The sequence below is a fragment of the Micromonospora sp. WMMD964 genome (genome assembly GCF_029581455.1).
Taxonomy (GTDB): Bacteria; Actinomycetota; Actinomycetes; order Mycobacteriales; family Micromonosporaceae; genus Micromonospora.
Genome location: NZ_CP120860.1, coordinates 4,317,654 through 4,343,548 on the forward strand (window position 1 = coordinate 4,317,654; position 25,895 = coordinate 4,343,548).

The window sequence follows — 25,895 nt, forward strand, 5'->3', positions numbered from 1 at the left end:
AGCGGAATGTGCCGCCGGGTGGGTGATGCCCCGTTTGAACCCCATCGGGACGGGAAGCCGGGCCGCGTGGTGAGCGAACGAGGCAAGGTGGGGCCGGTGCACAAGGTGCACAAGGGGCTCACGGCCGATGGCGCCGGTCTCGCCGGCGACCGGGTCGTGGCCGCGGGCAGCGCCGCCCGGGTGCTGGTCGCCGCCACCGCCCGGGCGCTGCGGGGCGAGGACTGCGCCGACCTCGGGCACACCGGGCCCACGTCGCGTTTCCCCGGCGCCCCGGAACCGGTACGCCGGGCCGCCGTCACCCGGGCCGCCGGACGGGTCGCGCTCACCGACGCCCAGATCGACGAGGTGGACGCCGCCCGGGTCGCTCGCTGGTTCGTCGACCAGTACCCCCGTCGGCGTTACCCCGGCGTGCTGATCGGCTCTCCGCACGGCGGCCTGGCACACCTGGCCGTGGCACTCGGCGTGCCGTGGTTGCCGGCCGGCTTCGAGATGACCGCGCACTGGTCCGACGGCGCGGTGGACCGCCCGGCGGACGCCCTGGAGCACGGTGCGGCACTCGCCACCCGGTTGCTCGCCGGCAACCCCGACCTGCACCTGCGGCAGGTGCACTGCCCGGCCAGCCGTGGCCCGCTGACCGGGGCGACCGTGGCGGTGGCCGCCGCGTGGCGGGCGCTGCCGACCGCGTACACGCGGTTCCTGGCCGACCGGCTGCTCCCCGGCGCCCCGGTGCTGCTGGTCCGCGACGCGCGCACCTGGCCGGTCCTGGAAGGCGGCCCGGGACACAGTTTCCAGGTCGGCTGCCCGGCCAGCGGGCTGGACCCGGTGGACTTCCACCCGGACAGCCACGCCCTGCGGCAGGTCCTGCGCTCGGCCGGCGGCGACGCGACCCGGTGGGCGCCGCCGGAGGTGTCCGTCCCGTCGGGCAGCGCCGAGCACGGTGTCGACTCCGGCTTCGAGCTGGCCGCGCAGGACTGGTCCGCGCGTCACGGGCACCCGCTGCACCGGGTGTTGGTGCCCCGCCCGGCGGCACTGAGCGCGGCCGTCGCCGACCTGTACCGGCGGTGGCTGCGCGCCGCGGGCAAGACCGGTGACCGGTTGGTGGTGGAATGCGGGCGTCTGCTCGACCCGTGGCAGGTGGTACGGGCGGGGCTGGTGCCGTACTGGTGCGAGAACGCCACCCGGCGCACCGTCGACGAGGCCGAGTGGTGGCTGGCCGGCAGCGAGCCGTTCAGCTCGGTGGACGTGTTGCCCGAGCCGCCCGGGATGCGCTCACCCGCCCTGGCCGGGCTGCCGCAGTGGCTGGCCGTGGCCGGGTTCGGGCGGCGGCGTCGGGCGTTGGACCGCAGCAGCGCGCGCGGCTACCCGGTGACGCCCGTGCCCACCCGCCGGGCCACGGAGGTCCTTCGTGCCCAGCCGTACGACCTGCCCGTACCGCCCCCGCTGAGGCTCGCCGAGGCCCTCGACGCGCTCCGCGACAGCGGCGGCCACCAGGGGTTGTCGGTCTCCTGAGGCGGAGCACGCCGAAACATCCTCGCGAACCCGGGGTCCCGTGATTGAGTACCTACGGAGCGGGAACATCGCTGGCTGCGACAGCCTGATTGCGCTGCGTGGACGCGTTGTCGCCCGCTGGCATCCCAGTCACTGACCCACTTTTCCGGCCCGGTGCGTGGCTCGACCACGCGCACGACCGGTTTCCCGATCCGGGCGGGGGACCTTCCTGAGGGAGGCGCGGATGTTCGGACAGACGAGTACGACCACGACCACACCACCACCCACCGATCGAGGTCTGGAGGACCTCGACGCGGCGGCACTGGCGTACGCGGCCCGGATCGAAGGGCTGCCGCCGGAGCGACGGGGGGAGGCCCGCGAGGACCTGGTGCGCTTCGCGCTGCCCTTCGCCGGGCGGCTGGCCCGCCGGTACCGGGGTCGGGGGGAGCCACTGGAGGACCTGGAACAGGTCGCCCGGCTGGGGCTGGTCAACGCCGTCGACCGGTATGACCCGGAACGGGGGTCCTTCACCGCGTACGCCGCGATCACCATCGTCGGTGAGATCAAACGGCACTTCCGGGACCGGACCTGGGGCGTACACGTGCCCCGCCGGTTGCGGGACCTGATCCTCGAGGTGGGGCAGGCGACGGCCGCGCTGACCAGCGAGCTGTCCCGGGCCCCGTCGGTGGCCGAACTGTCGGCCCGACTGGAGACCCCGGAGGAGGAGATCCTCGCCGCGCTGGAGTCGGCGGCCGGCTACAGCCCGGCCTCCCTCAACGCCCCGGTGGGTGGGGAGAGTTCCGCGGAGTTCGGCGACCTGGTCGGCGAATCGGACAACGCGCTGGAGTCGGTCGACGACCGGGTCACGGTGAGCGGTCTGCTGCACCGGCTGCCCTGGCGGGAGCGGCGCATCCTGGCCATGCGCTTCTACGGCAACCAGACCCAGGCGGAGATCGCCGCCCGGTTCGGCATCTCGCAGATGCACGTCTCCCGGTTGCTGTCGCGAGCGCTCACCTGGCTGCGTCAGGCGATGCTCGCCGACGCGCCGCCGCCGTGGCAGAACGGGGCCGCCGAACCCGACCCGGGCAAGACCCGGATCTCGGTCAAGCAGAACGGTGACCGGGTGGTGGTCGAGGTCGGCGGCGAGATCGACCGCGACGGCGCGGACCAGTTGCGCCGGGCCATGCTGGAGGCGGTCACCGGACAGCCCAGCGAGGTGGTCGTCGACCTGGTCGGCGCGGGCGGGTTCGACGCCGGTGGGATCGCCGCCCTGATGGCCGGGCGGGACGCGGCGGAGCGGACCGGGGTGCCGCTGCGTCTGACCCGGGTCCAGCCCGCGGTACGCCGTTCGCTCACCGCCGCCGGCCTGGCGCCCGCCCGGGACTGAGCGGCGGTCCCCGGCGTCCGCCCGGAACCCGAGCCGCCCGGAACCGAGCCACTCATCCCGACCGGAGCGCCGCCGGTCGCGACGAACGACGAGGGCCGACACCCGCCGGGTGTCGGCCCTCCGGCGTACGTCGATCAGCGTTCTTCGGGGTTGTCCTCGCCGTGCGGGTGACGCCAGCGTTCGTGCGGCTTCGGCGGGTCCTCGGCGTCCTGGGGCGCGTCGCTCTGCTCGAAGCTCGGACGCCGTATCCCCTCGGGTTCCGGCACGTCCACCGGACGGGCGCCGGAGCGTGGCGCGGGCTGGTACTCGGCCGCCTCGCGGGCACCGTGCGCGCCCTCGGCGGCCGGCGACTCCGGTGCGTGGTGCTCCAACTTCAGCTCCTCGGCGAACTCCTGCGGCGGCTTCGTGGTGCGCTGCGGTAGGTCCCGGCCCAGGTCGGCGACGAGCGGGCCGTACTTCAGGTCGAACGCGGGGCGCTCGGACCGGATCCGGGGCATCCGGTCGAAGTTGCGCAGCGGCGGCGGACAACTGGTGGCCCACTCCAACGAGTTGCCGAAGCCCCACGGGTCGTCCACCGTCACCACCGCCCCGTACCGCCACGACTTCCAGGCGTTGTAGATGAAGAACAGGGTGGACAGGCCGAGGATGAAGGCGAAGACGCTGGAGATCGTGTTCAGCGTGGTGAAGCCGTCGGTGGGCAGGTAGTCGGCGTAGCGGCGCGGCATGCCCTCGCTGCCCAGCCAGTGGTGCACCAGGAAGGTGCCGTGGAAGCCGATGAACATCGTCCAGAAGTGCGCCTTGCCGAGCCGCTCGTCGAGCAGCCGCCCGGTCATCTTCGGCCACCAGAAGTAGTAGCCGCCGAAGAGGGCGAACACCACGGTGCCGAACACCACGTAGTGGAAGTGCGCCACCACGAAGTAGCTGTCGTGGGTGTGCCAGTCGGCCGGCGGGCTGGCCAGCAGCACCCCGGTGAGGCCACCGAGCAGGAAGGTGACCAGGAAGCCGATGGCGAACAGCATCGGCGTCTCGAAGGTGAGTTGCCCCTTCCACATGGTGCCGATCCAGTTGAAGAACTTCACTCCGGTGGGCACCGCGATCAGATAGCTGAGGATGCTGAAGAACGGCAGCAGCACCTGACCGGTGGCGAACATGTGGTGCGCCCAGACCGTCATGGACAGCACGGTGATCGCCACGGTGGCCAGCACGATCCCGGTGTAGCCGAAGAGCGGCTTGCGGGCGAAGACCGGGATGATCTCGGTGATGATGCCGAAGAACGGCAACGCGATGATGTACACCTCGGGGTGGCCGAAGAACCAGAACAGGTGCTGCCAGAGCATCGGGCCGCCGGTGGCCGGGTCGTAGACGTGCGCGTTGAGCAGCCGGTCGGCCGACAGCGCCAGCAGCGCGGCGGCCAGCAACGGGAAGACGAGGATCACCAGCACGCTGGTGAACAGCATGTTCCACGTGAAGATCGGCATCCGGAACATGGTCATGCCGGGGGCACGCAGGGTGAGGATCGTGGTGATCAGGTTGACCGCGCCGAGGATGGTGCCGAGCCCGGAGACGACCAGGCCGAGCACCCACATGTTCGCGCCCACGCCGGGGCTGTGGTCCACGTCGCTGAGCGGGCTGTACGCGGTCCAGCCGAAGTCCGCCGAACCTCCCGGGGTGATGAAACCGCCGATCACCATGAGCCCGCCGAACAGGTACAGCCAGTAGGCGAGCGCGTTCAGGCGGGGGAACGACACGTCCGGCGCGCCGATCTGGATCGGCACGATGAAGTTGGCGAACCCGAACGCCGCAGGTGTGGCGAACAGCAGCAGCATCACCGCGCCGTGCGAGGTGAAGAGCTGGTTGTACTGCTCGGAGGAGAGGAACTGCATGCCCGGTCGGGCCAGCTCGGCGCGCATCACCATCGCCTGCAGCCCGGCCACCACGAAGAACCCGAAGGAGGTCAGCAGATACAGCAGGCCGATCTGCTTGTGGTCGGTCGTGGCGAGGAACTTGATCAACGAGTTGCCGGGAATCGGCGTGCGTACCGCTCCCGGGAAACCCCCGAACCGGGCCGGTGCCAGGATCGCCGGGCCCCGATCGCGACCGGGTTCCGTGGTTACCCGCTTGGGCATGGCTGCTCACCCCGTCGTGACGGCAGAAAGGACGGGCGTGCCTACCCGACCCTCGAACCATGTAACCAGGCCAGAGCGGTAAATTCGGTCAGATCGCTGGTACCGGGCGCAAGCGCCCCGAACACTCAGGTTGCCGGCAGCATCGCCCAGACGGCCTTGCCCTGCCCCGCGGGCACGCTGCCCCAACGCTGGGTCAGCTCCCGCACCAGCATCAGCCCCCGGCCACCCTCGGCGTGCAGGTCCGTCCCGCCCGGCCGGGCCTGCGCGTCACTGCCGTCCACCACCGCCAGGTGCAGGTACGGCCGGCGCAGGGTCACCGTCACGTGCATCGGGGTGCCGGCGTGGCGTACCACGTTGCCGACCAGCTCGCTCAGCACCAACGCGGCAGGTCCCGCCGCGTTGGGCAGGTTCCACCTGGCGCACGCGTCGGTGACCAGCTCCCGGGCCCGCCGGCACGCCTCGGCCACCGGCTCCAGCCGGGCCCGCATCCGCAACGTGGCACCCGCCAACCGGGCGGCCTCCGCGCAGTCCGCGGTGACCGGAACCACCCGGCAGGTGGTCGACTCGGCCAGCCAACGCGCGGCGACCGGCGACGGGGCGCACAGCACCACCGGCACCGCCGGCCACTCCTCGGCACGGCGGGCCGTCGCGGCGAAGACGGACAGCGCCAGCCGGTCCTCGACGCTCACCTCGGCCAGGTCGACCACCAACGCCTCCGGCTGGTCGACGAGCGCGTCGCTGAGCGCCCGGTGCACACTGCGCATGGTGCCCAGGTGCAGCGCACCGGCGAGTCGGACGACCGCCACCGGTGCCGTGGTGCGCACCTCGCAGGTGATCCGGCTCGACATCGCCACCCTCTATTCGCTGCTGGGTCGGGAGCTCCCCACTACCCGAGGCGGCCCGGCGTCAAACCGGGCCGACGGCCCGGCGAGGCGGTTCAGCTGCCGCAACGGGGCAGGTCACCGCCGGGGTCGCCCGGTCAGGACGCCCAACGCGATCATGCCCACGCCGAGGCCCAGGTGCAGCCAGTCGTCGGCGTCGTTGACCGGCAGCACGTTCGCGCCGGTGTCGTGGTCGACAGCCAGACCGTAGAGCCACAGCACCAGGTAGACGGCGCCGCCGCCGATCAGGAACGTCCGGGCCCCGGTCACCGTCCGGGCCAGCACCAGACCCACCACCCCGAACACCAGGTGCACCAGGTTGTGCAGCACCGACACCTGGAAGACACCGAACAGGTACGCGCCGGAGCCGTGACCGGCGAAGCGCAGGTCGTGCATCCCGGTGGTGATCCCGGGCACGAAACCGAGCACGCCGATCAGCAGGAACAGCACGCCCACCGTCGCCGCCGCCCGCCGGACCGGCGCCTTGCCGTCGGCCGGGTTGGGTCGGGCCCGGGAGTGGGCCATCGGTCCGACCATTCCCCGGCTCCTCGCTGCGCGGCGGGTACGAGCGCTGCCGGCTACCCGCTGTCGCCGCCGACAAACGCCCGCCGACGGTCAGGCCGGGAGCAGCCTCGGCGCGCGGGACAGCTGACGGACCCGCTCGTACAGCTCCACGTAGCGTTGGGCCATCACCGCCGGGGTGAACCGCTGCGCGGCCACCCCCCGGCACTCGTCCGGGTCGAGCAGGTCGGCGGCGAGCACCAGATCGCCCAACTCCTCCTCCTCGGCGGCGAGCAGCCCGGTGCGGCCGTGCTCGATCAGCTCCGGCAGGCAGCCCCGGCTGGTCGCCACCACCGGCGTACCCAGGGCGAGCGACTCGACCACCGCCGTGCCCCCCGGCTCCTCCCAGCGCAGCGGGAACAGCGACGCGCGGGCGCTCGCGAGCAGGTCGTCCCGCTCCTGACCGGCCACCGTGCCGACCCAGCGGACCAGGTCACCGTCGACGTGCGGGGCCACCTCGTCGAGGAAGAACCGCACATCCGGGTTCTGCCGGGCCTCGTCGCCGGCGGCGGCCAGATCGGCCGGCCGATGGTACGGGCCCACCGGACCGGCCAGCACCAGCGGGAACCCGACCCGGTGGGCCAGCCGGGCACCCACGTCCTGCCCCTTGCCCGGGTTGATCCGGCCCAGGATGAGCACGTGCTCGCCCTTCTCCGCCCGCGGCCGGCGGTCGGCGTCGACGGCGAGCGGGGTGGACAGGTGCACGTGCCCCACCGAGTGCTCCCGCAGCGCCAACGGGGCCCGGGCCAACTGCGACGCGGAGACCCCGTTGACCCGGACCCGGTCGCCGCCGTCCAGGCTGCCGTAGAGCGCCGGATGCTTGGCCAGGTCCCAGTGCAGGGTGTGCAGGGTCGGCGGCCCGGCCGGTCCCATCGCGGCGAGCGTGGCCAGGCCCACGGCCTCGACGTGATCGTGCACCAGATCGATGTCGTCGCGGGAGTACAACTCGCGGACCACCCCGGCCAGGTGCGCCTGGGCGACCCCACAGACCTGGTTGTACGGCCGCTGCAACGACGCGAACTGCCCGTCGGCGAAGACCGACACCCGCTCGTCCACCGGCAGGGTGCTGCTGCCCACCGAGGCCAGCACCACCCGCACGCCCAACCGGCGCAGCTCCGGCACGAGCGTGGCGATGACGTTCTCGATGCCGCCGTAACCGGGCGGTGGCACGGACAGCCACGGCCCGGCGTTCATCAACACGGTCAGGCTCATCCGGCGTGTCCCCTTCTCGCGGTCACTGGGCGGTCGGTTCGCGACTGCGGGGCTCGCAGGACCGGCTCACTCCTCGCGCTCACTGGGGGGCGGTCGGTTCGCGACTGCGGGGCTCGCCGGACCGGCTCACTCCTCGCGCTCACGCTGCGGCCACCCGTCGGCGGGGCACCCGATGGCGCAACTCCGCCAGCGGCGGGCGTTCCTCGATGGACACATCGGTGACCACGATCTCCCGGTCCAGGTTGGGCAACGTGTCCGAGCCGCCGCGACGGAACTGGGTCAGCAACGACTCCGGCGCCAACCCGGGAATCGCCCAGCCCCGCCGCTGCAACCGGGACCAGGCGGTCAACATGATCTGCGCGGACATCCGGCCCAGCGCCGCCGTGTCCTGGTGCCGGTGCTTGCGCTCACCGAGGTCGACCTGCGCCATCGCGTCCAGGCCGACCAGGTCGAGCAGGTCGATCATCATGGCCGTCTCCACCCCGTACCCGGAGACGAACGGCACCCGGGCCAGCACGTCCCGGCGGCCCGCGTACTCACCCGCGAGGGGCTGCACGAAGCCGGCCAGTTCGGGCCAGAACAGGTTCAGCAACGGTCGGGCCATCAACTCGGTCACCCGACCCCCGCCGTCCTGCTCCACGCTGGCGGCCCCCACCAGGGGCCGGTGATAGAACCCCTTCACGAAGTCGACCGAGGAGTCGGTCAGCAGCGGGCCGAGCAGCCCGGTCACGAAGTGCGGCCGGAACTCCCGCAGGTCGGCGTCGACGAACGCCACCACGTCCCCCTCGGCGGCGGCCAGACCCGCCCACAGGGCGTCACCCTTGCCGGTGAGTCGGGGCAACCCCCGGGTCATCGCGTCCTGGCTGACCACCTCCGCGCCGGCGGCCCGGGCCACCTGCGCCGTACGGTCGGTCGAGCGTGAATCCACCACGATCAGTTCGTCGACCAGGGCGACCCGATCCATCAGGTGCTCCCGGATGGTCGACACGATCGCGCCGACGGTGGCCTCCTCGTTGCGCGCCGGCAGCACCACGCTGACCCGGGTCTCTCCCTTGGCCCGCATCAGGCGACGCGCCGGCCAGTCCGCCGCCGTCGTCGTCCGGTACGTGGCCCACGCCTCCACCACCGGTGAAACGCTCGATGTCGCATCCCGCACGGGCACCCCTCCATTCGTGCGTGGAAAAACCGAATTTGGTTGTTCCCATTCCTCATCACGCGCTAACCGCATTCTCGGCAACAGCTTGATCACAGAGGTGACGACAATGCGTTCCCGGGGGATGAACGTTTGATTGCGCACACCCCGGGGGACTGCTCCCATCGCAGATGAAAGGTCTTCGAAGGGGTGTCGGATGCGTCAGTGCCGGGTGGGTCTGGTCGGAGCCGGGGGAGTGGCACAACGCCACGCCCGCGTGCTGTCCGGCTTCGACGACGTCGAGCTGGTCGGGGTCACCGACGTCGCGCCGGAGGCGGCGTCCGCGCTGGCCAGGCGGCACGGCGCGCGGGTCTGCGCCGACCTCGCCGAGCTGCTGGCCACCGGCCCCGACGCGGTGTACGTCTGCGTGCCGCCGTTCGCGCACGGCCCCGCCGAGGAGGCACTGGTCGAGGCCGGCGTGCCGATGTTCGTGGAGAAGCCCGTCGCGGTCGACCTCGGCACCGCCGAGCGGATCGCCGACCTGGTCGCGCGCCGGGGGCTGTGCACCGCCGTCGGCCACCACTGGCGTTACCTGAGCGTGCTCGACCAGGCCCGTGAGCTGCTCGCCGACCGTCCCGTCCGGATGGTCAGCGGCGCCTGGCTGGACAAGGTGCCCCCGGTGGCCTGGTGGTCGCGGCGGGACCGCTCCGGCGGCCCGGTGGTGGAACAGGCCGCCCACGTGCTGGACCTGGTCCGCGTGCTGGCCGGCGAGGTCACCGAGGTCACCGCGTACGGCGACGGCACCCCTCCGCCGGTCGACGGCGCCGACATCGACTCGGTGACCACCGCCGTGCTGCGCTTCGCCGACGGGGCGGTCGGCACGCTCAGCGCGGCGTGCGTGCTGGGCTGGAAGCACCGCGCCGGCCTGGAGATCCTCGCCGACGGGCTGGCCCTGGCCCTCACCGAGGACGGTCTGTCGATCCGCGACGCCGACGGCGAACGACACCTCCCCGCCGATCCGGAGGCCGCCCGGGTGGCGGTGGACCGCGCCTTCGTCGACGCCGTACGCGGCATCGGCGACGACGTCCGCGTCCCGTACGCCGAGGCGCTCGCGACCCAACGACTGGCCCTCGCGGTGGCCGACTCGGCCCGCACCGGCACGACCGTCCGGCTGGCCGCCCCGACCGCCCCGGCGGCGCTGACCACGGGGGTGACAGTCGATGCGTGACCGGGTCGTGGTGGTGACCGGTCCCGGCCGGGTCGAGCTGGTCGAGCAGGACGCCGCGCCGGTGCGCCCCGGCACGTTCCGGGTCGAGACGCTGTTCAGTGGCGTCTCCGCCGGCACCGAGCTGAGCTACGTCAAGGGCACCAACCCCTACCTGAACGTCACCTGGAACGCCGACCTGGGCCTGTTCCAGCCGGGTGCGGCGAGCACCCCGTACCCGGTGAACCGGCTCGGCTACATGCAGGTCGGCCGGGTGGTGGAGAGCGAGACCCCGGCCGTCGCGGTCGGCACGGTCGGTGCCATGACCTACGGGCACCGCACCGGCTGGCTGGCCGACCCGGTCGCCGAGCGGTTCGTGCCGCTGCCCGACGACCTGGACCCGCTGCTCGGTGTCTACGTCGCGCACATGGGCCCGATCTGCGCCAACGGCCTTCTGCACGCGGCGGCCGACCTGCACGGCGCCGACGTCCGCGCGCTCGGCGACGGGGTACGCGGCCGTCGTGTCGCGGTGGTCGGCGCCGGTGTGGTGGCGCTGCTGACCGCACTGTTCGCCAGGCGGCACGGCGCCGCCTCGGTGGTGGTGGTCGACCCCACCCCGCACCGCCGCCACGCCGCCGAGGCGCTCGGCCTGGAAACCCTCGACCCCGACGCGGACGACCCGGCGGTGGTGCTCAAGACCCGCTGGGCGCACACCGCCGGTGACCGGGGCGCCGACGTGGTGTTCCAGTGCCGGGGGCAGGCGTGGGCGCTGCAGCTCGCCCTGCGGCTGCTGCGCCCCCAGGGCACCGTCATCGACCTCGCCTTCTACCAGGAGGGCGCGGACGCCGTCCGGCTCGGGGAGGAGTTCCACCACAACGGGCTGTCGCTGCGCTGCGCGCAGATCGGCCGGGTGCCGCGCGGGCTCGCCCCCACCTGGGACCGCGAACGGCTCTCCGCCGAGACCGTCGACCTGCTCCGCGCGTACGGGGACATGGTCCGCAAGCACCTCGTCTCGGCGGTGGTGCCGTTCGACGAGGCACCCACCCTGCTCACCGACCTGGCCGACCGTCGACGCCAGGAACTCCAGGTGGTGCTGGCCACCTGACCGCACCCCGGGACGGGGTTGCGACCGGCCCCCGGGAGCGCACGTCGGCCCGGACCCCGCCCGGGTGGGTGACGCGGCCGACTACCGTTCCCGGCATGAGCACCCCGAAGGACCGGCCGGTCGGCACCGCCCAAGACCGGCCGGTCGGCCTGGCCGCGCTGCTGCCGTACCTGCGTGAGCACACCGGCACCCTCGTCGTGGTGGGCGTGCTGTCGCTGCTCGGCGCGGCGGCCTCGCTGGCGCAGCCGCTGCTCACCCGGTCGGTGCTCGACCGGATCGGCGCCGACCACCCCGTCTCCGCGCTCGTGACGGTGCTGGTCGTCCTCGTCGTGCTCAGCGCGGCGATCGGCGGGCTGCGCGACTACCTGCTGCAACGCACCGCCGAAGGACTGGTGCTCGGCACCCGGCGACGGCTCGCCGCCCACCTGCTGCGGCTGCCCATCGCCGAGTACGACAGCAGGCGTACCGGCGACCTGCTCTCCCGGGTCGGCTCGGACACCACCCTGCTGCGCGCGGTCGTCACCTCCGGGCTCTTCGAGACGGTCACCGGGGCGGTGACCGTGGTCGGCGCCGGCACCGCCATGGTGCTGCTCGACCCACTGCTCTTCGGCGTCACCCTGCTCGGGGTGGCGCTCGGGCTCGGTTTCGCGCTCACCTTCGTCCGCCGGGTGCGGGCGTTGGCCCGTGCCGCCCAGGAACGGATCGGCGAGATGACCTCCGCGGTGGAGCGGGCCATCTCGGCGGCCCGGACCATCCGGGCCAGTCGCGCCGAGGCCCGGGAGACGCAGACCGTCACCGGCAGCGCCCGGGAGGCGTACACGGCCGGGCTGCGGGTGGCCCGGGTGCAGTCGGTGGTCGGCCCGATCGGCTCGATCACCGTGCAGGGCGCGTTCCTCCTGGTGCTCGGCATCGGCGGGGCGCGGGTCGCCGCCGGGGCGATCTCGGTCGGCGACCTGGTCGCCTTCGTCATGTACCTGTTCCTGCTGGCGCTGCCGCTGGGCCAGGTGCTGCGGGCGTACACCCAGTTGCAGTCCGGTCTGGGCGCCCTGCACCGGATCGAGGAGATCCTCGCCGTACCCGCCGAGGGCGCGGCGGACCGCCCGGCGCTCGCCCCCGCGACGACCAGCCCGCGCCGACCCGCCCCGATGATCGAGTTCGACCGGGTGGGGTTCGGCTACCCGGGCGGTGAGCCGGTGCTGCACGACGTCAGCTTCACGGTGCCCACCGGTACGCGTACCGCCCTGGTCGGCCCCTCCGGCGCCGGTAAGTCCACCCTGCTGGCCCTGGTCGAGCGCTTCTACGAGGTCAGCGCCGGCGCGGTCCGGCTGGACGGCACCGACGTGCGGGACCTGCCCCGCGACGCGCTGCGGGCCCGGCTCGGCTACGTCGAGCAGGAGGCCCCCGTGCTCGCCGGCACGCTGCGGGAGAACCTGTTGATCACCACTCCGGACGCCAGCGACGACCGGTTGCACGAGGTTCTCGACGAGGTGAACCTCACCCACCTGACGCACCGCACCGCCGCCGGGCTGGACGTCCAGGTGGGGGAGGGTGGGGTACTCCTCTCCGGGGGTGAGCGGCAGCGGCTGGCCATCGCCCGCGCCCTGCTCGCCGGCCCGCCGGTGCTGCTGCTCGACGAGCCGACCAGCAACCTCGACTCGCGCAACGAGGTCGCGCTGCGCCGGGCCATCGACGCGGTGGCCGTACGCCGGACGCTGTTGATCGTGGCGCACCGGCTCGCCACCGTCGTCGACGCCGACCAGATCGTGGTCCTCGACGGCGGTCGGGTGGTCGCCGTCGGCACCCACGCCGAGCTGACCGCGACCGACCCCCTCTACCGTGAGCTGGCCGCCCACCAGCTACTGGTCGGCTGAGTCGTCTGATCCGGCCAACTTGTCGGCGGCCGGGCCGCGCACGGCGGCCGGAATCGCGTACCGTTGCCGCTCATGGGTGTGTCGCAACGGTTCAAGAGCAAGTTCCGGCGGTTCCTCCAGCGCCCCGGCTCGACCGTGGATCTCGCTCCGCTGGAGAAGCTGCTGCCGGCGATCGAGGCGCGCGCGGACGATCTCGCCGCGCTCGACGACGCCGAGCTGACCGAGGCCGCCGGTGCCGCGGTCGGTTACGAGGAGATCTGCGCGATCGGCCGCGAGGCCGCCCGCCGGGGCCTCGACCAGCGGCCGTACGACGTGCAGCTGCTCGGCGCGATGTCACTGCTCTCCGGCAAGGTCGCCGAGATGGCCACCGGTGAGGGCAAGACACTCACCGCCACGATCGCCGCGTACGGGCACGTTCGGCTCGGCAACGGGCCGGTGCACGTGCTCACCATCAACGACTACCTGGCCCGCCGCGACGCCCAGTGGATGGAGCCGGTCTACACCCTGCTCGGCCTCACCGTCGGCTGGGTCAACGAGGCGTCCTCCCCGCAGGAGCGGCGCGACGCGTACGCCTGCGACGTCACCTACGTCTCGGTCAGCGAGGCGGGCTTCGACTACCTGCGCGACCAGTTGGTCACCGACGTGGAGGACCGGGTGCAACCCCCGCTGACCACCGCGATCGTCGACGAGGCCGACTCCATCATGATCGACGAGGCGCGGGTGCCGATGGTCCTGGCCGGCTCGGTGCCGGGCGAGCAGGACCCGGTGCACGCCGCCGCCGCGCTGGTCCGCGGCCTGCGCAAGGGCAAGCACTACACGGTCGCCGAGGACGGGCGGAGCGTGGCGTTCACCTCCGCCGGCCTGGCCGCCGTCGAGGCCAAGCTCGGCATCGACCTCTACGACGAGGAGCACGTCGCGCAGCTCTCCGCGGTCCACGTGGCGCTGCACGCCCACGCCCTGCTGCACCGTGACGTGGACTACATCGTCCGGGACGGCTCGGTCGAGCTGGTCGACGAGATGCGTGGCCGGGTGGCCCAGCGCCGCCGCTGGCCCGACGGCCTCCAGGCCGCGGTCGAGGCCAAGGAGGGCCTGGACGCCACCGCCGAGGGCGAGGTGCTGGGCACCATCGCCATGCAGGCGTACATCGCGCTCTACCCGAAGGTCTGCGGCATGACCGCCACCGCGGTGCACGTCGGCGACCAGCTGCGGGAGTTCTTCAACCTCGAGGTCGCGGTGATCCCGCCGAACACCCCGTGCATCCGTGAGGACGAGCCGGACCGCATCTACGCCACCCGGGCCGAGAAGGACGACGCGCTGATCGACGAGATCCAGCGCGCGCACGCCAAGGGGCGACCGGTGCTGGTCGGCACCCTGGACGTCAAGGAGTCCGAAGGGCTGGCCGCCGGCCTCAACGCCGCCGGTGTGCCGTGCGTCGTGCTGAACGCCAAGAACGACGACGAGGAAGCGGCGATCATCGCCGAGGCCGGCGCGTACGGCGCGGTGACCGTGTCCACCCAGATGGCCGGCCGGGGTGTCGACATCCGCCTCGGCGGCAGCGACCAGGCCGACCGGGAACGGGTCGCCGAGCTGGGCGGGCTCTACGTGATCGGCAGCGGCCGACACGACAGCCGTCGGGTCGACGACCAGCTGCGCGGTCGGGCCGGCCGGCAGGGCGACCCGGGCGGGTCGGTCTTCTTCGTCAGCCTGGAGGACGACCTGGTCGTCCGGCACGCCGCCGACGCGGTGCCGCCCTCGCCGCGGATGAACGCCGACGGCCTGGTCACCGACGAGCAGGTCGACTACGCGGTGGAGCACGCCCAGCGGGTCGCCGAGGGCGTCAACCACGAGATCCACCGCAACACCTGGCGCTACAGCGTGGTGATCGAACAGCAGCGCAAGGCCCTCGCCGCTCGGCGCGAGCGGCTGCTGACCAGCGACGTCGCCGCGGTGATGCTGCTCGAGAAGGAGCCCGAGAAGGCCGGCGAGATGGACGAGGACCTGCTCGCCCGCGCGGCCCGCTCGATCGCGCTCTACCACCTGGACCGGCTCTGGGCCGAGCACCTGGCCGAGCTGTCGGAGGTCCGCGAGGGCGTGCACCTGCGCGCCCTGGGCCGCCTCGACCCGCTGGACGAGTTCCACCGGGCCGCCGTGCCGGCCTTCAACGACCTGGTCCCGGAGATCGAGGCCCGCACCATCGCCACCTTCAACGAGACCGATTTCGATGAGGACTGGCAGGCCGACGACGGCACCCTCGTCCGGCCCACCGCCACCTGGACGTACCTGGTGCACGACAACCCGTTCGGCTCCGAGCTGGACCGGCTGATCGCCTCCATCGGGCGGCGGCTCAGCGGCGCCTCCCGCTGATGTAGGCCCTCGGGGCCTCCTGCCATGCGCCTACGCTCGGCAGGGGGCCCCGTTTACGTCGTTTCGACCCGGGTTTGCGAGGGTAGTAGGGCTGGTCGGTCAAGTCGGGAGAGAGCAGACGATGACACAGGTGACGACGCCCGGCGGGCAGAAGCGGACGTGCACGGAGGCTGCGATCCGGTGAACCTCGACACGCGGGAGCCGGTGGTGCAGACCCTCGGCGTCCTGGAAACCGCCGCGCTGTTACGGGAACTGACCGCAGGTCTGATCGCCCTGACCGACTTCGACGAGGCGCTCCTGGCACTGGTCCGGGTCACCCGGGACGCTGTGGCCGGGGTGCGCTGGTGCGGCTTCACCGCCCTCCGCGCCGGCGAACCGGCCGGCGTGGCCGCCTCCGACGAGCGGCTCGCCGGGCTGGACGACCTGCGACACGGGCCGGACTCCCCGGCGATGAGCGCCATCCAACGCCGCGAGATGATCCTCGCCGCCGACCTGACCGCCGAGCCCCGCTGGCCGGTCTGGACGGCGCGCGCCCGCGACCTCGGCGTACGCGGGGTGATCTCCGCGCCGGTGGACATCGACGACCAGGTCATCGGCGCGATCAACCTCTACGCCGCCTCGCCGGACCTGCTCACCCCGCAACACCAGCTGACCGCGATGCTGCTCGCCGAACACGCCGGCCTGCTGCTGGCCGCCGTCCGCGACCGTAGCCGGCAACTCGCCCTCGCCGACGAACGCGACGCCACGCTCCTGCACGACGGTGTGGTGGGCCAGGCCGTCGGAGTGATCATGACGCAGCGCGGGTGCCCACCGGCCGAAGCCCTCGACGTGCTGCGTACCGCCGCGACCTCGCTCGACATCCCGCTGCGCGAGGTGGCCGAGCGCCTGGTCCACACGGTCTCCCGCCCCCGCGACGCCTGACCACGCCGGGTCCTCCATGCGGGCCGGTGACGAGGGTGAGTGATCAACTCGGGTTCCTTGAAGGCGCGGTGTCCAGGGCGGTGGGATGGCCCGGTTTCCGGAAACGCGAGTCGATCAGGGGGTGAGGTGTCCGTTCGTCCGGTCACCGGCGAGTCGGGCGGGATCGTTTCACCGTGAGCGGGCTCGGGTAGCACTCTGGTCAGGTGAGCTGCGCCGACCCGGGGGAGGACCGATGCAGAGCCGTCTGCGAGTGCAGGGGCATCCGATCCAACCGATGCTGGTGACGTTCCCGCTCGGGTTGTTCGTCAGTGCCACCGTCTTCGACCTCACCGACGTCGTCGGCGGGCCGGCGTTCCTGGGCGAGGTGGGTTACTGGACCGGCGTCGCCGCCCTCGTCGCCGCGGCGCTGACCGCGGTGGCGGGCATGGTCGACCTGTGGGACGTACCCGGGGACCACACCCGCCGCACCGCGATCGCCTTCAACCTGGTGAACGCGGTGATGGCCGGCATGTTCCTGCTCACCTGCCTGGTCCGGTCCCAGTCTCCGGACCGAGGGGCGTCAGCCGCGATCCTGGCGACCGAGTTGGTCGCACTGGCGATCGGCGGGGTCGGTGTGCACCTGGGTGCGCGCCTCATGCGTCAGTTCGACGCCGGCCGGGCCGAGGCCGGCGGGCTGGAGGCGCTCGCCGTCTCCACCGGCGAAATCCGCCGCCCCTGGCCCAGCCGCTGACCGGACCGGGCGGCCTCCGGCCGGGCGCGTAGTCCAGCCGCTGACCGGACCGGGCGGCTTCCGGCCGGGCGCGTAGTCCAGCCGCTGACCCGACCCCGGCGGCTTCCGGTCAGGCGCCCAGCCCAGCCGCTGACCCGACCCCGGCGGCTTCCGGTCAGGCGCCCAGCCCAGCCGCTGACCGACCCGGTCGGTCCGGCGGCGCGCGTGAACGGGACGCCGCCTGGGTGGCTGGCCGGTCTACCATCACGGATGACCTCGTCTCTGGACACGCTCCCCACGATCGGTGCACCCGCCACCCGTGCCCTGCACGGCGCCGGCTACACCACACTGCGTCAGCTCGTCGACGTCCCCCGGGCCGACCTGGCCAGACTGCACGGCATGGGTCCGAAGGCGCTGCGCATCCTCCAGGCCGCCCTCGAAGAACACCAGCTCAGCCTCGGCTGAGACCTGCCGCGGCCCAGGGTGAGCCGGTCGCGCACCTCGGGGACCGGTCGTCGGGCGGCGCGAGCGGTGCGGCGCGGCCGTCGTGGCACGACAGCCTCACGGGCGCGGCGGCAAATGGCTTGCCGGTCGGGGTGACCGACCGCGAGGCTGGCCGCCATGGATGCCGAGCGGGACGCCGAGGAACTGATCGCGGAGGCCGCCGCCGCCCCGGTCGACGGGTGGGGCTTCGACTGGCTGGTCGGTCGGGCCGCCGAGGAGCGTCCACCATGGGGGTACGCGCGGATGGTCGCCGAGCGGATGGCTCGGGCCACCAGCGCGCTGGACGTGGACACCGGCGGTGGGGAGGTGCTCGCCGAGGTGCCCCAGCCCCCGAAGCTGCTGACGGCCACCGAAGGATGGCCGCCGAACGTCGAGGTCGCCCGACGGACCCTGCGACGGGTCGGCGCTACGGTGGTGGCCGTCGACCCGGACGCGCCGTTGCCCTTCCGCGACGCCTCCTTCGACCTGGTGGTCAGCCGGCATCCGGTACGCACCGACTGGGCGCAGACGGCGCGGGTGCTGCGAGCGGGCGGGACGTTCCTGTCCCAGCAGATCGGGCCGGGCACCATGCGGGAGTTGAGCGAGGCGATCCTCCGCCCCGCTCCCGCCTCCGGCCACGCGGCACCCCGAGCAGGCGGTCGGCGCCGCCGAGGCGGCCGGTCTGCGGGTGGTCGACCTGCGCCGGGCGACCCTGCGGGCGGAGTTCTTCGACGTCGGCGCGGTGGTCTGGTTCCTGCGCAAGGTGATCTGGACGGTGCCCGGGTTCACGGTCGAGCGCTACCGCGACCGACTACGCGAACTCCACCGCCGCATCGTCGACGAAGGCCCCTTCGTGGCGCACGCCGAGCGCTTCCTCATCGAGGCCACCCGCCCCTGACCGGCTCGGCGCCCGCGGGCGCGATGATCGACTCCATCTCGGCGAAACGGGGGTGTCCGGGCAGGCGGGATGCCGCCACATCGGCGATCTGAAGTCGATCACCGCGGGCGGCGCCGGCCCCGGGCGCAGGCAGGGTCGTGAGCGCCGTCGGGCGGCACGTCGGCGCGGGGCCGGGCCGGGCGAGCCCCGCCCCGGCGCCACGCCGTCCGCGCGGGGCCGGGCCGGGCGGGCGCCGGTCCTAGTGGTGGGTTCGGTGGTGCCCGGCCAGGACGTCGGCGCCGAAGTCGCTGGCGGGGCGGCGCAGCACGGTGTGCGCGTGGTTGCCGTCGGGGCTGGTGTTGTCGTACTCGATCAGCAGGTCGTCGCCCTGCACCCGGTAGTAGTGCCGCTGCCCGGAGCGGGTGGGGCCGGCCCAGGCGAAGTGCAGCGGGCCTGCGGCCAGCCGGGTCGCCTCCCGGATGGCCAGCTCGGGCGGCAGCCGGTCCAGGTAGAGCGCGACCACCTGGTCGAGCAGCGCGCGGCCGGTGGGCCCCAACCGGTCCGCCGGTACGCCGAGTGGCTCCAGTGGTGCGTCGACCCGCCCTCGGGTGGCGCTGATGATGTCCGCCGGGGCGTCGTCGGCGATGATCGCGGCGGCCCGTTCGGCGGGCCCCAGCGCGTCGAGCAGCGCCAGGGCGAGGTCCTCCTCGACGCCGAGCGGCCGGGAGACCGGACGGCCGGCGTAGCGCACCGCCGCCGGGTTGGCGCCGAAGAAGATCGGGGCGGGGGAGACCTGGTCGTCGACCACCGTCATGGTCACCGACAGGTGGTGCCCTTCGAACCGCCACGCCCAGCGGTCGTCGCGCGCCGGGTCGCCGAACACGGCCACCCAGTAGTCGGCGCTGTGCCGGCCCCGCTGCCAGTCCTCGGCCCGGTCCAGCACCTCCTCCAGGGCGATGATCGCCATCGCCTGCGCGTACGCCGAGGGGCTGAGCGCGGTGGCCAGCAGCCGGTGGGCGGCTTTGCGCCCGGCGACGTCCATCGTGGCGAGGCTGACGCCGGGCCGGGGTCGGGGCCGGTACTCCAGCCAGCGTCGGGCGGGTTCGTCGTCGAACGGGTGCACGGCGTCGTCGCGGGCGGCGGGGTCGAGCGCGGCCAGCAGCGTGGTGCCGGCGGCCCGCATCTGCTCGGGCAGAGGATCTTCCACCGACCCTGTATACCGGCACGTCGGGCCCGGTGTCAGCCGGCGCGCAGCAGCTCCGTCATCTCCGGCAGGTCGAAGAACTGCGCGGTCTCCAACGCCGACGGGTTGCCGTGTGCCGGGTCGGCCCCGGCGGCGAGGAGCGCGCGGACCGCGTCCGTGCTGCTGCGGAAGACCGCCGCGGCCAGCGCCGTCTGACCCCGGTCGTTGGCCCGGGAGTGGTCGGCGCCGCGGCTGAGCAGGGCGGCCACGGTGTCCGGGTGGGCGTGGTACGCGGCCAGGATCAGCAGCGTGTCGCCCTTGTCGTTGGTGAGGTTGACCGGCAGGCCGGCGTCGAGCTGCGCGGCCAGCTCCTCGGTGGAGCCGGCGCGGGCCAGGTCGAACATCCGGTGGGCGAACGCCAGTGTCTCGGCGTCGAGGTCGTCGGTCACCCGTCCAGGCTAAGCCCTGCCCTGGTAGGTTGCTCGGCCGGCGAGCTGGGGGAGGGTCCGATGGCTGAGACGGTGTACGTGGGCAACGCGGCTGTCGACGGTGCCGCCGACGCCGGCTGGCTGCTCGGGCACTTCGTGCCGCCGGGGGAGATCCGGCACAGCACCGACGTCGAGGTGAAGTGGGGTGTGCATCCGGCCGGGCAGGCCCGGTCGCGGTGGGCGACGGGGGAGCGGCGTACCACTCTGCTCGTGCTCGTCGAGGGTTGTTTCCGGGTGGAGTTGCCCGACCGCACGGTACGGCTGGGGGTGCCGGGCGACTACGTGGTGTGGGCGCGGGGGGTGGACCACTCCTGGTTCGCCGAGCGCGCCTCGGTGGTGTTGACGGTGCGCTGGCCCTCGCTGCCCGGCTACCGGGTGGACCCGCCGGTGCTGCGCTGACCGACCGGGACGTCGACCGGTGTCCCAGTGGGTGGAATTACCTACTAAACCTATAGGCTTTACCGTCTAGAGTACGAGGGCACCCCGCCGAACGACCCGCGAGGAACCGCCATGACGCACCACCGTCCGGAGTCCGACCTGCTCACCGTCGCCGCCCGGTGGGCCGACCCGGCCGGCTGGCCGGTCGCGCTGCGGTTCGATCCCGCCGAACGCTGGTACGCCCGTCTCGCCGTCACCGACGAGCACGAGGTGTGGGCGCTGAGCTGGCTTCCCGGGCAGGGCACCGACCTGCACGACCACGGCGGCTCCGCCGGGGCGTTCCGGGTGGTCGGTGGCACCCTCATCGAGGAGACGGTCAGCGCCGGTCGGCTACGCCCACGGCTGCTGCCCACCGACGCCGGTCGCCGCTTCGGGCCCCGACACGTGCACCGGGTGACCAACCAGGGTCCGGATCCGGCGGTCAGCGTGCACGTCTACCGGCCGGCGCTGCTGCGGATGACCCGCTACGACCTCGTGGACGGTCGGCTGCGGGTCGCCGAGGTCGCCCAGGCCGGCACGTCCTGGTGAGCGCGGCGAGTCCCGACCAACCCCCTGTCACTGGAAGGAACCGATGATGCAGGTAACCGCCGAGCACTGTCCGGCACCCGTGCCGCCCGCCGGCTCCCGCGGCATCGACGAGATCCTGGCCGCCGCGCGTGCCCGGCTCCGTCGGCTCGACCCCGAGCGGGCCCACCTGGCGTACCGGGCCGGCGCTCTGCTGGTCGACATCCGACCCGCCGCACAGCGGGCCGCGCACGGCGTGGTGCCCGGCTCGCTCACCGTCGAGCGCAACGTGCTGGAGTGGCGCTTCGACCCGCGCTGCCCGGCCCGACTGCCGGAGGCCGTCGACTACGACGTGCCGGTGCTGATCCTCTGCCAGGAGGGCTACACGTCGTCCCTGGCCGCCGCCGCCCTGCAGGACGTCGGCCTGCACCGGGCCACCGACGTGATCGGTGGTTTCGCGGCGTGGCGGATCGCCGGTCTGCCGGCTCTCGGCCCGACCCCGCTGCACACCTCTGCACTCGCGTCCCCCGTGAACACCGGGTGGGCGCGCCGCTGACCGTCACGCCGCACCAGGCGTGGCGGGCGTACCGCCACTTGAGGAGGCATCATGTCCGTCGTCGCCATCCCCACGCGCCGCCACCCGGGGACACGTCCGACCCGCCCGCGCACCGCCCCGACCCTCACCATCACCCTCGACCTCGTCCCCGGGCCGCTGAGCCCCCGGCTGGCCCGGCTGGTCCAGCTCCTCGGTGAGCTGGCCGAGTCGGGGGAGGGTCGGCTGCGTACCGTCGAGGATCTCGCGCCCGGGCCGCGGCCGGCCCCGAGCCCCGTCGGCGGCGGCGAGCCGTGCGCCGCCGCGCCCCACGTCCGCATCCTGGCCGGCTCGCGGGTGGTCCGCCGGGGTGACCGGGTCGTCCCGCTGACCCGCATCGAGTACGAGCTGCTGCTGTTCCTGGCCGAGCGGCCGCGCCGGGTCTTCACCCGCCTGCAACTGCTGTCCAGCGTCTGGGGGTACGAGCACGCGGTGGCCCGGACCGTTGACGTGCACGTCCGTCGGCTACGCGCGAAGCTGGTCGGCTCGGAACTGGTGACCACCGTCTACGGGGTCGGTTACCGGTTGGCCGACGAGGCGCCGATCAGCGTGGACCACACCCGGTAAGCCCTGGTCGGGTGCCCTGCGACCACCTCGGTGAACCGGGCGGGGACCCCCGTATCGGGGCATCTCGGCGGCTCTGCTGTAATCATCAAGCTCGTACGCAGAGCGAGCACCCGGCTCCAATGTGTTCGTCAATTGTCACATTCATGCAACGCAGCCGCCTCTTGACCCTTGCCCGGGCGCCGGGAAGCATCGATGAAGCGGCGTCCCGGGCCGTGGGGAGATACCCGGACCAGCCCAAGGAGGACCATGTCGGTCAGCCCCGCCTCGTCGCGCGCCGGATGGCACACGTCGCAACCCGCGGTGCCCGGTCGACCGCCCGGCGGCCAGCGTCGCCCGGCGAACACCGCGACGCCTGTGCTCACCGTGACGTTGTCCATCCCGCTGGCCTGTGAGGAGTCGCTGACCCCGGCGGCACGTCGCCTGCTGGAGGCCGCCCGCGAGATGCTGGAACGAGGCGAGGGCGTGATCGTCGGTTCGGTGCCGACCGAACGCCGCCCCGACCAGGCGCCCGCCAACAACCGGGCGCCGACCCGGGCGATCAGCCCGACCATCCCCGCCCTGCACATCCTCGCCTCGTCCCGCTCGGTGCTGCGCGACGACGAGCCGTTGCCGCTGACCCGGCTGGAGTTCGACCTGCTGCTGCACCTGGTCGCCCATCCGCGCCGGGTGTTCACCCGACTGCAACTGCTCAACGCCGTCTGGGGCTACGAGCACGCGGGCGTGCGCACCGTCGACGTGCACGTGCGTCGACTGCGCGGCAAGGTCGGCGTGGACGTGCCGTTGGTGACCACCGTCTACGGCGTCGGCTACCGGCTGGCCGACGACGCCCGGGTGACGATCGACCGCACCGGCTGACCCAGTTCGGCGACCCAGCCGCCGACGCGGCACGGACAAGGCCGCGAACGAGGCGTTCGACGCCGCCCGCCGGACGCCAGGCAGGATGGTCCGGTGCGCATCCGTCCCATCTCGCCCGACCGGCTCGTCACCGAGCTGACCGGCCGGCTGGCCGACGCCGCGACCGCCGACGGCGCGCCCGCGCGGCTGCGGGTGGCGATCGACGGCGCGTCCGCCGCCGCTCCGGACGAACTGGCCGCCGCGCTCGTCGACCCGTTACGCGCCCAGGGCCGTCCGGTGCTGCACGTCCGGGCGGGCGACTTCCTCCGTCCCGCGTCGCTGCGCTTCGAACTGGGCCGCACCAACCCGGAATCCTTCTACGAGAGCTGGGTGGACGAGGCCGGACTGCGTCGGGAGGTGCTCGACCCGGCCGGCCCGGGTGGCACCGGCCGGGTGCTCCCGTCGCTGTGGGACGCCGACGCCGACCGGGCCAGCCGGGCCCGCTACGTCGACCTGCCACCCGGGGGCGTCGTCCTGGTCAGCGGACCGCTGCTGCTCGGCGGCGGGCTGCCGTTCGACGTCACCGTCCACCTGGAGGTGTCCCCGGCGGCGCTGCGTCGGCGTACCGACCCTGCCCTGGCGTGGGCCCTGCCGGCGTTCGACAGGTACGCCGAGGAGGTCGTCCCGGCGAGCTTCGCCGACGTGGTGGTACGCGTCGACGACCCCCGGCACCCCGCTCTCGTGGAGCCCGGCGGCGACGCCTGACGACCGCGAGAATTCGTCGGTTTGCCCCGCCGATTCGGCGGGTACTCGCCCGGCTCACAGAGCGGGTGATCGCCCGCGTACCGAATGCGACCGTGACCGGGGCTCGACGCCGCCGGCACCCGGTTCACCGTGAGCCACAGGCTTAGGAAAGGCAGGCAGCGATGCTCGTCCACGACACGGTCGACACGAACCGTTCTCAGCAGGAGATCGACCAGATCCGGAACTCACTCCAGGCGCGCTACGACGAGCTGACCGCCGAGTACGACCAGGCCGTGCTCCAGAGCCAGGTGCTGCGGCTGGTCGAGGTCGGCGACACCGCCGGCGACGACCAGGCCGACAGCGGCACCAAGACGGCCGAGCGGGACACCGCGCAGTCGCTGTTGCGCACCATCCTGGACCGCCGCGCCCAGTACGAGCACGCGCTCGCCCGGCTCGCCGAGGGCACCTACGGCTGGTGCGAGGGCTGCTCCGCGGCCATCCCGGTCGAGCGGCTGGAGATCTTCCCGTCGGCCACCACCTGTGTGACCTGCAAGCAGACCCGCGAACGGCGGGCGGCCTGAACGACGCCAGCGGTTGCCGGTCGGTCCGCGACGCGATGGACTCGAACCATGGGTGACATCCTCGTGGGCACCGCGTCCTGGACCGACCGCACGCTGCTGGACTCGGGCTGGTATCCGCAGACCGCGGACAACCCGGAGAAACGCCTGGCCTACTACGCGCGGCAGTTCCCGCTGGTCGAAGTGGACGCCACCTACTACTCGCCGCCCGCCGAGGCGACCGCGCGACTGTGGGCCGACCGCACCCCGGCCGGGTTCACCTTCAACATCAAGGCGTTCAGCCTGCTGACCGGGCACCCCACCCGGGTCAGCGCCCTCTACAAGGACCTCCGCCCGGAGACCGACAAGAAGAACGTCTACCCCGACGACCTGCCCGCGCAGTCGTACGAGGAGGTCTGGACGCGCTTCCTGTCCGCGCTGGACCCCCTCGTCGAGGCGGGCAAGCTGGGCGCGTTGCTGTTCCAGTTCCCGCCGTGGTTCACCATCAAGCGGGCCAACAAGCAGTACCTGCTGGAGGTGGCGAAGCGTTGCGCGCCGCTGCGACCGGTCTACGAGTTCCGGCACGCCTCCTGGTTCGACGGTGACAACGCCGACGAGACCCTGGCCTTCCTGCGCGAGCATCGACTCCCGTACGTCTGCGTGGACATGCCGCAGGGCCACCGCTCGTCGCTGCCGCCGGTGCTGGCCGCCACCGCGGACCTCGCTGTCATGCGCTTCCACGGGCACAGCGACAAGTGGACCAGCAAGGACATCCACGAGAAGTTCGGCTACCACTACTCCAAGCGGGAGTTGGCCGACTGGGCGCCGAAGCTGCGGGAGTTGGCCGACGAGGCCGGTCAGACCCACGTCCTCATGAACAACTGCTACCGCGACTACGCGCAGACCAACGCCAAGACCCTCGCCGGGCTCCTCGACGCGAACTGACCTCACCCGATCGGGGTGAGGTCGGCTCACCCCGGGCACCGGCAGTGTGGACGCGGTGGGCTCGGCCGCCCGGAGGGTGGTCGACGCCGCAGACGACACGGAGGTGACGGGGATGGCGGTTCGAGTGGTGACGGATCGGCGGCGCGGTGCCGTCCTGCACGTGGTCGGCGCAGCCGACAACACCCGGCGCACACCGCAGGGCAGCCCGGTGCGGGCCCGTCGTGGCCCGGTGGGGCCGCCACGGCGCGCCGACTACCGACGGTGGGACACCTCGGAACGGGGGTCGACCGATGGCTGACTCGATGATCTCGGCGTTCGAGTCCTCGCTGGACAAGACGAACCTCATCCTCAAGGACATCGAGGACGCCTACGGATGGCCGAAGGACCGGCGCAACCAGTCGTACGCGGCCCTGCGCACGGTGCTGCACCTGCTGCGCGACCGGTTGCCGGTGGACGAGAGCGTCGAGTTCGCCCAGCAGTTGCCGGTGCTGGTTCGGGGCATCTACTTCGACGGATGGGTGCCGTCCGACGTGCCGATCAAGCTCAACCGGGAGGACTTCCTCTACGAGGTCCGACAAGGCTTCCCGTACGACGCGGAGGGCGGCCCGGAGCGGGTGACGCAGGTGGTGCTGGACACGCTGCGCCGACACGTCACCCAGGGCGAGTGGCAGGACGTCAAGGAGACCATGCCGAAGGATCTCGCCGTGCTTCTGCCGTGACGG

General features: G+C 73.0%; 27 protein-coding genes and 1 pseudogene. 21 read left to right on the forward strand and 7 right to left on the reverse strand.

The window, feature by feature from the left end; translation table 11 throughout:
* Window positions 1-66 precede the first annotated feature (66 nt).
* Entirely contained in the window at window positions 67-1,509 is a 1,443-nt protein-coding gene (locus tag O7616_RS19795) for a hypothetical protein (protein WP_282303375.1), read from the forward strand.
* 223 nt (window positions 1,510-1,732) lie between these two features.
* On the forward strand, window positions 1,733-2,875 hold the full coding sequence (locus O7616_RS19800; protein ID WP_282259771.1) for a SigB/SigF/SigG family RNA polymerase sigma factor: 1,143 nt from the start codon (window positions 1,733-1,735) through the stop codon (window positions 2,873-2,875).
* Window positions 2,876-3,009: 134 nt separating this feature from the next.
* Here O7616_RS19800 and ctaD read toward each other — a convergent pair whose 3' ends face one another.
* The 5 genes from ctaD to O7616_RS19825 all read right to left on the reverse strand — a co-directional run bounded on the left by ctaD (window position 3,010) and on the right by O7616_RS19825 (window position 8,778).
* Complete coding sequence (gene ctaD, locus O7616_RS19805) at window positions 3,010-5,001, reverse strand: cytochrome c oxidase subunit I (protein WP_282259769.1); 1,992 nt, start codon at window positions 4,999-5,001, stop codon at window positions 3,010-3,012.
* A 125-nt stretch (window positions 5,002-5,126) separates the two neighbouring features.
* Complete coding sequence (locus tag O7616_RS19810; RefSeq protein WP_282303376.1) at window positions 5,127-5,849, reverse strand: ATP-binding protein; 723 nt, start codon at window positions 5,847-5,849, stop codon at window positions 5,127-5,129.
* Window positions 5,850-5,960: 111 nt separating this feature from the next.
* The gene (locus O7616_RS19815) at window positions 5,961-6,419 is read right to left on the reverse strand and encodes a DUF4383 domain-containing protein (protein WP_348773825.1); all 459 of its coding nucleotides are present in this window, start codon (window positions 6,417-6,419) and stop codon (window positions 5,961-5,963) included.
* A 78-nt stretch (window positions 6,420-6,497) separates the two neighbouring features.
* Complete coding sequence (locus O7616_RS19820; protein ID WP_282303377.1) at window positions 6,498-7,655, reverse strand: glycosyltransferase; 1,158 nt, start codon at window positions 7,653-7,655, stop codon at window positions 6,498-6,500.
* A gap of 139 nt (window positions 7,656-7,794) precedes the next feature.
* The gene (locus tag O7616_RS19825) at window positions 7,795-8,778 is read right to left on the reverse strand and encodes a glucosyl-3-phosphoglycerate synthase (protein ID WP_282264908.1); all 984 of its coding nucleotides are present in this window, start codon (window positions 8,776-8,778) and stop codon (window positions 7,795-7,797) included.
* 226 nt (window positions 8,779-9,004) lie between these two features.
* Between O7616_RS19825 and O7616_RS19830 the strand changes: the two genes are divergently transcribed.
* From O7616_RS19830 to O7616_RS19870, 9 genes and pseudogenes are all read left to right on the forward strand, one after another.
* Complete coding sequence (locus O7616_RS19830; protein ID WP_282303378.1) at window positions 9,005-10,015, forward strand: Gfo/Idh/MocA family oxidoreductase; 1,011 nt, start codon at window positions 9,005-9,007, stop codon at window positions 10,013-10,015.
* Window positions 10,008-11,096 (forward strand): zinc-binding dehydrogenase, encoded by a 1,089-nt coding sequence (locus tag O7616_RS19835; protein ID WP_282303379.1) that lies wholly within the window; start codon window positions 10,008-10,010, stop codon window positions 11,094-11,096. The genes O7616_RS19830 and O7616_RS19835 overlap by 8 nt, the downstream gene beginning before the upstream one ends.
* Window positions 11,097-11,191: 95 nt before the next feature.
* Window positions 11,192-12,967: an ABC transporter ATP-binding protein gene (locus O7616_RS19840; protein ID WP_282303380.1), complete on the forward strand. Its 1,776-nt coding sequence runs from the start codon at window positions 11,192-11,194 to the stop codon at window positions 12,965-12,967.
* A gap of 72 nt (window positions 12,968-13,039) precedes the next feature.
* Window positions 13,040-15,331 (forward strand): accessory Sec system translocase SecA2, encoded by a 2,292-nt coding sequence (secA2, locus tag O7616_RS19845; RefSeq protein ID WP_282303381.1) that lies wholly within the window; start codon window positions 13,040-13,042, stop codon window positions 15,329-15,331.
* A 180-nt stretch (window positions 15,332-15,511) separates the two neighbouring features.
* Window positions 15,512-16,252 carry a GAF and ANTAR domain-containing protein gene (locus tag O7616_RS19850; RefSeq protein WP_282303382.1) on the forward strand — a complete coding sequence of 247 codons (741 nt, stop codon included), beginning with the start codon at window positions 15,512-15,514 and terminating at the stop codon, window positions 16,250-16,252.
* 232 nt (window positions 16,253-16,484) lie between these two features.
* Entirely contained in the window at window positions 16,485-16,982 is a 498-nt protein-coding gene (locus tag O7616_RS19855) for a DUF2231 domain-containing protein (protein WP_282303383.1), read from the forward strand.
* Window positions 16,983-17,231: 249 nt separating this feature from the next.
* Window positions 17,232-17,426 (forward strand): helix-hairpin-helix domain-containing protein, encoded by a 195-nt coding sequence (locus tag O7616_RS19860; RefSeq protein ID WP_282259759.1) that lies wholly within the window; start codon window positions 17,232-17,234, stop codon window positions 17,424-17,426.
* A 297-nt stretch (window positions 17,427-17,723) separates the two neighbouring features.
* A pseudogene (locus tag O7616_RS19865) lies at window positions 17,724-17,948 on the forward strand (methyltransferase domain-containing protein); the annotation flags it as partial.
* Window positions 17,949-18,132: 184 nt separating this feature from the next.
* Window positions 18,133-18,342 carry a hypothetical protein gene (locus tag O7616_RS19870; protein ID WP_282307810.1) on the forward strand — a complete coding sequence of 70 codons (210 nt, stop codon included), beginning with the start codon at window positions 18,133-18,135 and terminating at the stop codon, window positions 18,340-18,342.
* Window positions 18,343-18,580: 238 nt separating this feature from the next.
* Here the strand turns inward: O7616_RS19870 and O7616_RS19875 are convergent, their stop codons facing one another.
* Both O7616_RS19875 and O7616_RS19880 read right to left on the reverse strand, forming a co-directional pair.
* On the reverse strand, window positions 18,581-19,528 hold the full coding sequence (locus O7616_RS19875) for a DUF3500 domain-containing protein (RefSeq protein ID WP_282303384.1): 948 nt from the start codon (window positions 19,526-19,528) through the stop codon (window positions 18,581-18,583).
* Window positions 19,529-19,560: 32 nt separating this feature from the next.
* Entirely contained in the window at window positions 19,561-19,953 is a 393-nt protein-coding gene (locus tag O7616_RS19880; RefSeq protein ID WP_282259755.1) for an ankyrin repeat domain-containing protein, read from the reverse strand.
* A 60-nt stretch (window positions 19,954-20,013) separates the two neighbouring features.
* On the opposite strand from O7616_RS19880, the gene O7616_RS19885 reads away from it, so the two are divergent.
* From O7616_RS19885 to O7616_RS19930, 10 genes are all read left to right on the forward strand, one after another.
* Window positions 20,014-20,391: a signal peptidase I gene (locus tag O7616_RS19885; protein ID WP_282303385.1), complete on the forward strand. Its 378-nt coding sequence runs from the start codon at window positions 20,014-20,016 to the stop codon at window positions 20,389-20,391.
* 111 nt (window positions 20,392-20,502) lie between these two features.
* Complete coding sequence (locus O7616_RS19890) at window positions 20,503-20,958, forward strand: cysteine dioxygenase family protein (protein ID WP_282303386.1); 456 nt, start codon at window positions 20,503-20,505, stop codon at window positions 20,956-20,958.
* 46 nt (window positions 20,959-21,004) lie between these two features.
* Window positions 21,005-21,490 (forward strand): rhodanese-like domain-containing protein, encoded by a 486-nt coding sequence (locus O7616_RS19895; protein WP_282303387.1) that lies wholly within the window; start codon window positions 21,005-21,007, stop codon window positions 21,488-21,490.
* 51 nt (window positions 21,491-21,541) lie between these two features.
* Complete coding sequence (locus tag O7616_RS19900) at window positions 21,542-22,093, forward strand: winged helix family transcriptional regulator (protein WP_282303388.1); 552 nt, start codon at window positions 21,542-21,544, stop codon at window positions 22,091-22,093.
* A gap of 246 nt (window positions 22,094-22,339) precedes the next feature.
* Window positions 22,340-22,948, forward strand: a complete 609-nt coding sequence (locus O7616_RS19905; protein WP_282259750.1) for a winged helix-turn-helix domain-containing protein — start codon at window positions 22,340-22,342, stop codon at window positions 22,946-22,948.
* Between the two features lie 93 nt (window positions 22,949-23,041).
* On the forward strand, window positions 23,042-23,692 hold the full coding sequence (locus tag O7616_RS19910; protein ID WP_282303389.1) for a uridine kinase: 651 nt from the start codon (window positions 23,042-23,044) through the stop codon (window positions 23,690-23,692).
* A gap of 161 nt (window positions 23,693-23,853) precedes the next feature.
* Window positions 23,854-24,252, forward strand: a complete 399-nt coding sequence (locus O7616_RS19915; protein WP_282259748.1) for a TraR/DksA C4-type zinc finger protein — start codon at window positions 23,854-23,856, stop codon at window positions 24,250-24,252.
* Between the two features lie 48 nt (window positions 24,253-24,300).
* The gene (locus O7616_RS19920) at window positions 24,301-25,173 is read left to right on the forward strand and encodes a DUF72 domain-containing protein (protein ID WP_282303390.1); all 873 of its coding nucleotides are present in this window, start codon (window positions 24,301-24,303) and stop codon (window positions 25,171-25,173) included.
* Window positions 25,174-25,285: 112 nt separating this feature from the next.
* Window positions 25,286-25,471: a hypothetical protein gene (locus O7616_RS19925; RefSeq protein WP_282303391.1), complete on the forward strand. Its 186-nt coding sequence runs from the start codon at window positions 25,286-25,288 to the stop codon at window positions 25,469-25,471.
* On the forward strand, window positions 25,464-25,892 hold the full coding sequence (locus O7616_RS19930) for a DUF2267 domain-containing protein (protein ID WP_282259745.1): 429 nt from the start codon (window positions 25,464-25,466) through the stop codon (window positions 25,890-25,892). Before O7616_RS19925 ends, O7616_RS19930 begins: the two co-directional genes overlap by 8 nt.
* The last annotated feature ends 3 nt before the right edge of the window (window positions 25,893-25,895 follow it).

What these genes read in the sequence shown, in the direction of transcription:
- O7616_RS19800 (WP_282259771.1), top strand. Translation starts at nt 1,733, where the DNA reads ATGTTCGGACAGACGAGTACGACCACGACCACACCACCACCCACCGAT.
- ctaD (WP_282259769.1), bottom strand. Translation starts at nt 5,001, where the DNA reads ATGCCCAAGCGGGTAACCACGGAACCCGGTCGCGATCGGGGCCCGGCG.
- O7616_RS19810 (WP_282303376.1), bottom strand. Translation starts at nt 5,849, where the DNA reads ATGTCGAGCCGGATCACCTGCGAGGTGCGCACCACGGCACCGGTGGCG.
- O7616_RS19815 (WP_348773825.1), bottom strand. Translation starts at nt 6,419, where the DNA reads ATGGTCGGACCGATGGCCCACTCCCGGGCCCGACCCAACCCGGCCGAC.
- O7616_RS19820 (WP_282303377.1), bottom strand. Translation starts at nt 7,655, where the DNA reads ATGAGCCTGACCGTGTTGATGAACGCCGGGCCGTGGCTGTCCGTGCCA.
- O7616_RS19830 (WP_282303378.1), top strand. Translation starts at nt 9,005, where the DNA reads ATGCGTCAGTGCCGGGTGGGTCTGGTCGGAGCCGGGGGAGTGGCACAA.
- O7616_RS19835 (WP_282303379.1), top strand. Translation starts at nt 10,008, where the DNA reads ATGCGTGACCGGGTCGTGGTGGTGACCGGTCCCGGCCGGGTCGAGCTG.
- O7616_RS19840 (WP_282303380.1), top strand. Translation starts at nt 11,192, where the DNA reads ATGAGCACCCCGAAGGACCGGCCGGTCGGCACCGCCCAAGACCGGCCG.
- secA2 (WP_282303381.1), top strand. Translation starts at nt 13,040, where the DNA reads ATGGGTGTGTCGCAACGGTTCAAGAGCAAGTTCCGGCGGTTCCTCCAG.
- O7616_RS19855 (WP_282303383.1), top strand. Translation starts at nt 16,485, where the DNA reads ATGCAGAGCCGTCTGCGAGTGCAGGGGCATCCGATCCAACCGATGCTG.
- O7616_RS19860 (WP_282259759.1), top strand. Translation starts at nt 17,232, where the DNA reads ATGACCTCGTCTCTGGACACGCTCCCCACGATCGGTGCACCCGCCACC.
- O7616_RS19885 (WP_282303385.1), top strand. Translation starts at nt 20,014, where the DNA reads ATGGCTGAGACGGTGTACGTGGGCAACGCGGCTGTCGACGGTGCCGCC.
- O7616_RS19890 (WP_282303386.1), top strand. Translation starts at nt 20,503, where the DNA reads ATGACGCACCACCGTCCGGAGTCCGACCTGCTCACCGTCGCCGCCCGG.
- O7616_RS19895 (WP_282303387.1), top strand. Translation starts at nt 21,005, where the DNA reads ATGCAGGTAACCGCCGAGCACTGTCCGGCACCCGTGCCGCCCGCCGGC.
- O7616_RS19900 (WP_282303388.1), top strand. Translation starts at nt 21,542, where the DNA reads ATGTCCGTCGTCGCCATCCCCACGCGCCGCCACCCGGGGACACGTCCG.
- O7616_RS19905 (WP_282259750.1), top strand. Translation starts at nt 22,340, where the DNA reads ATGTCGGTCAGCCCCGCCTCGTCGCGCGCCGGATGGCACACGTCGCAA.
- O7616_RS19915 (WP_282259748.1), top strand. Translation starts at nt 23,854, where the DNA reads ATGCTCGTCCACGACACGGTCGACACGAACCGTTCTCAGCAGGAGATC.
- O7616_RS19920 (WP_282303390.1), top strand. Translation starts at nt 24,301, where the DNA reads ATGGGTGACATCCTCGTGGGCACCGCGTCCTGGACCGACCGCACGCTG.
- O7616_RS19925 (WP_282303391.1), top strand. Translation starts at nt 25,286, where the DNA reads ATGGCGGTTCGAGTGGTGACGGATCGGCGGCGCGGTGCCGTCCTGCAC.
- O7616_RS19930 (WP_282259745.1), top strand. Translation starts at nt 25,464, where the DNA reads ATGGCTGACTCGATGATCTCGGCGTTCGAGTCCTCGCTGGACAAGACG.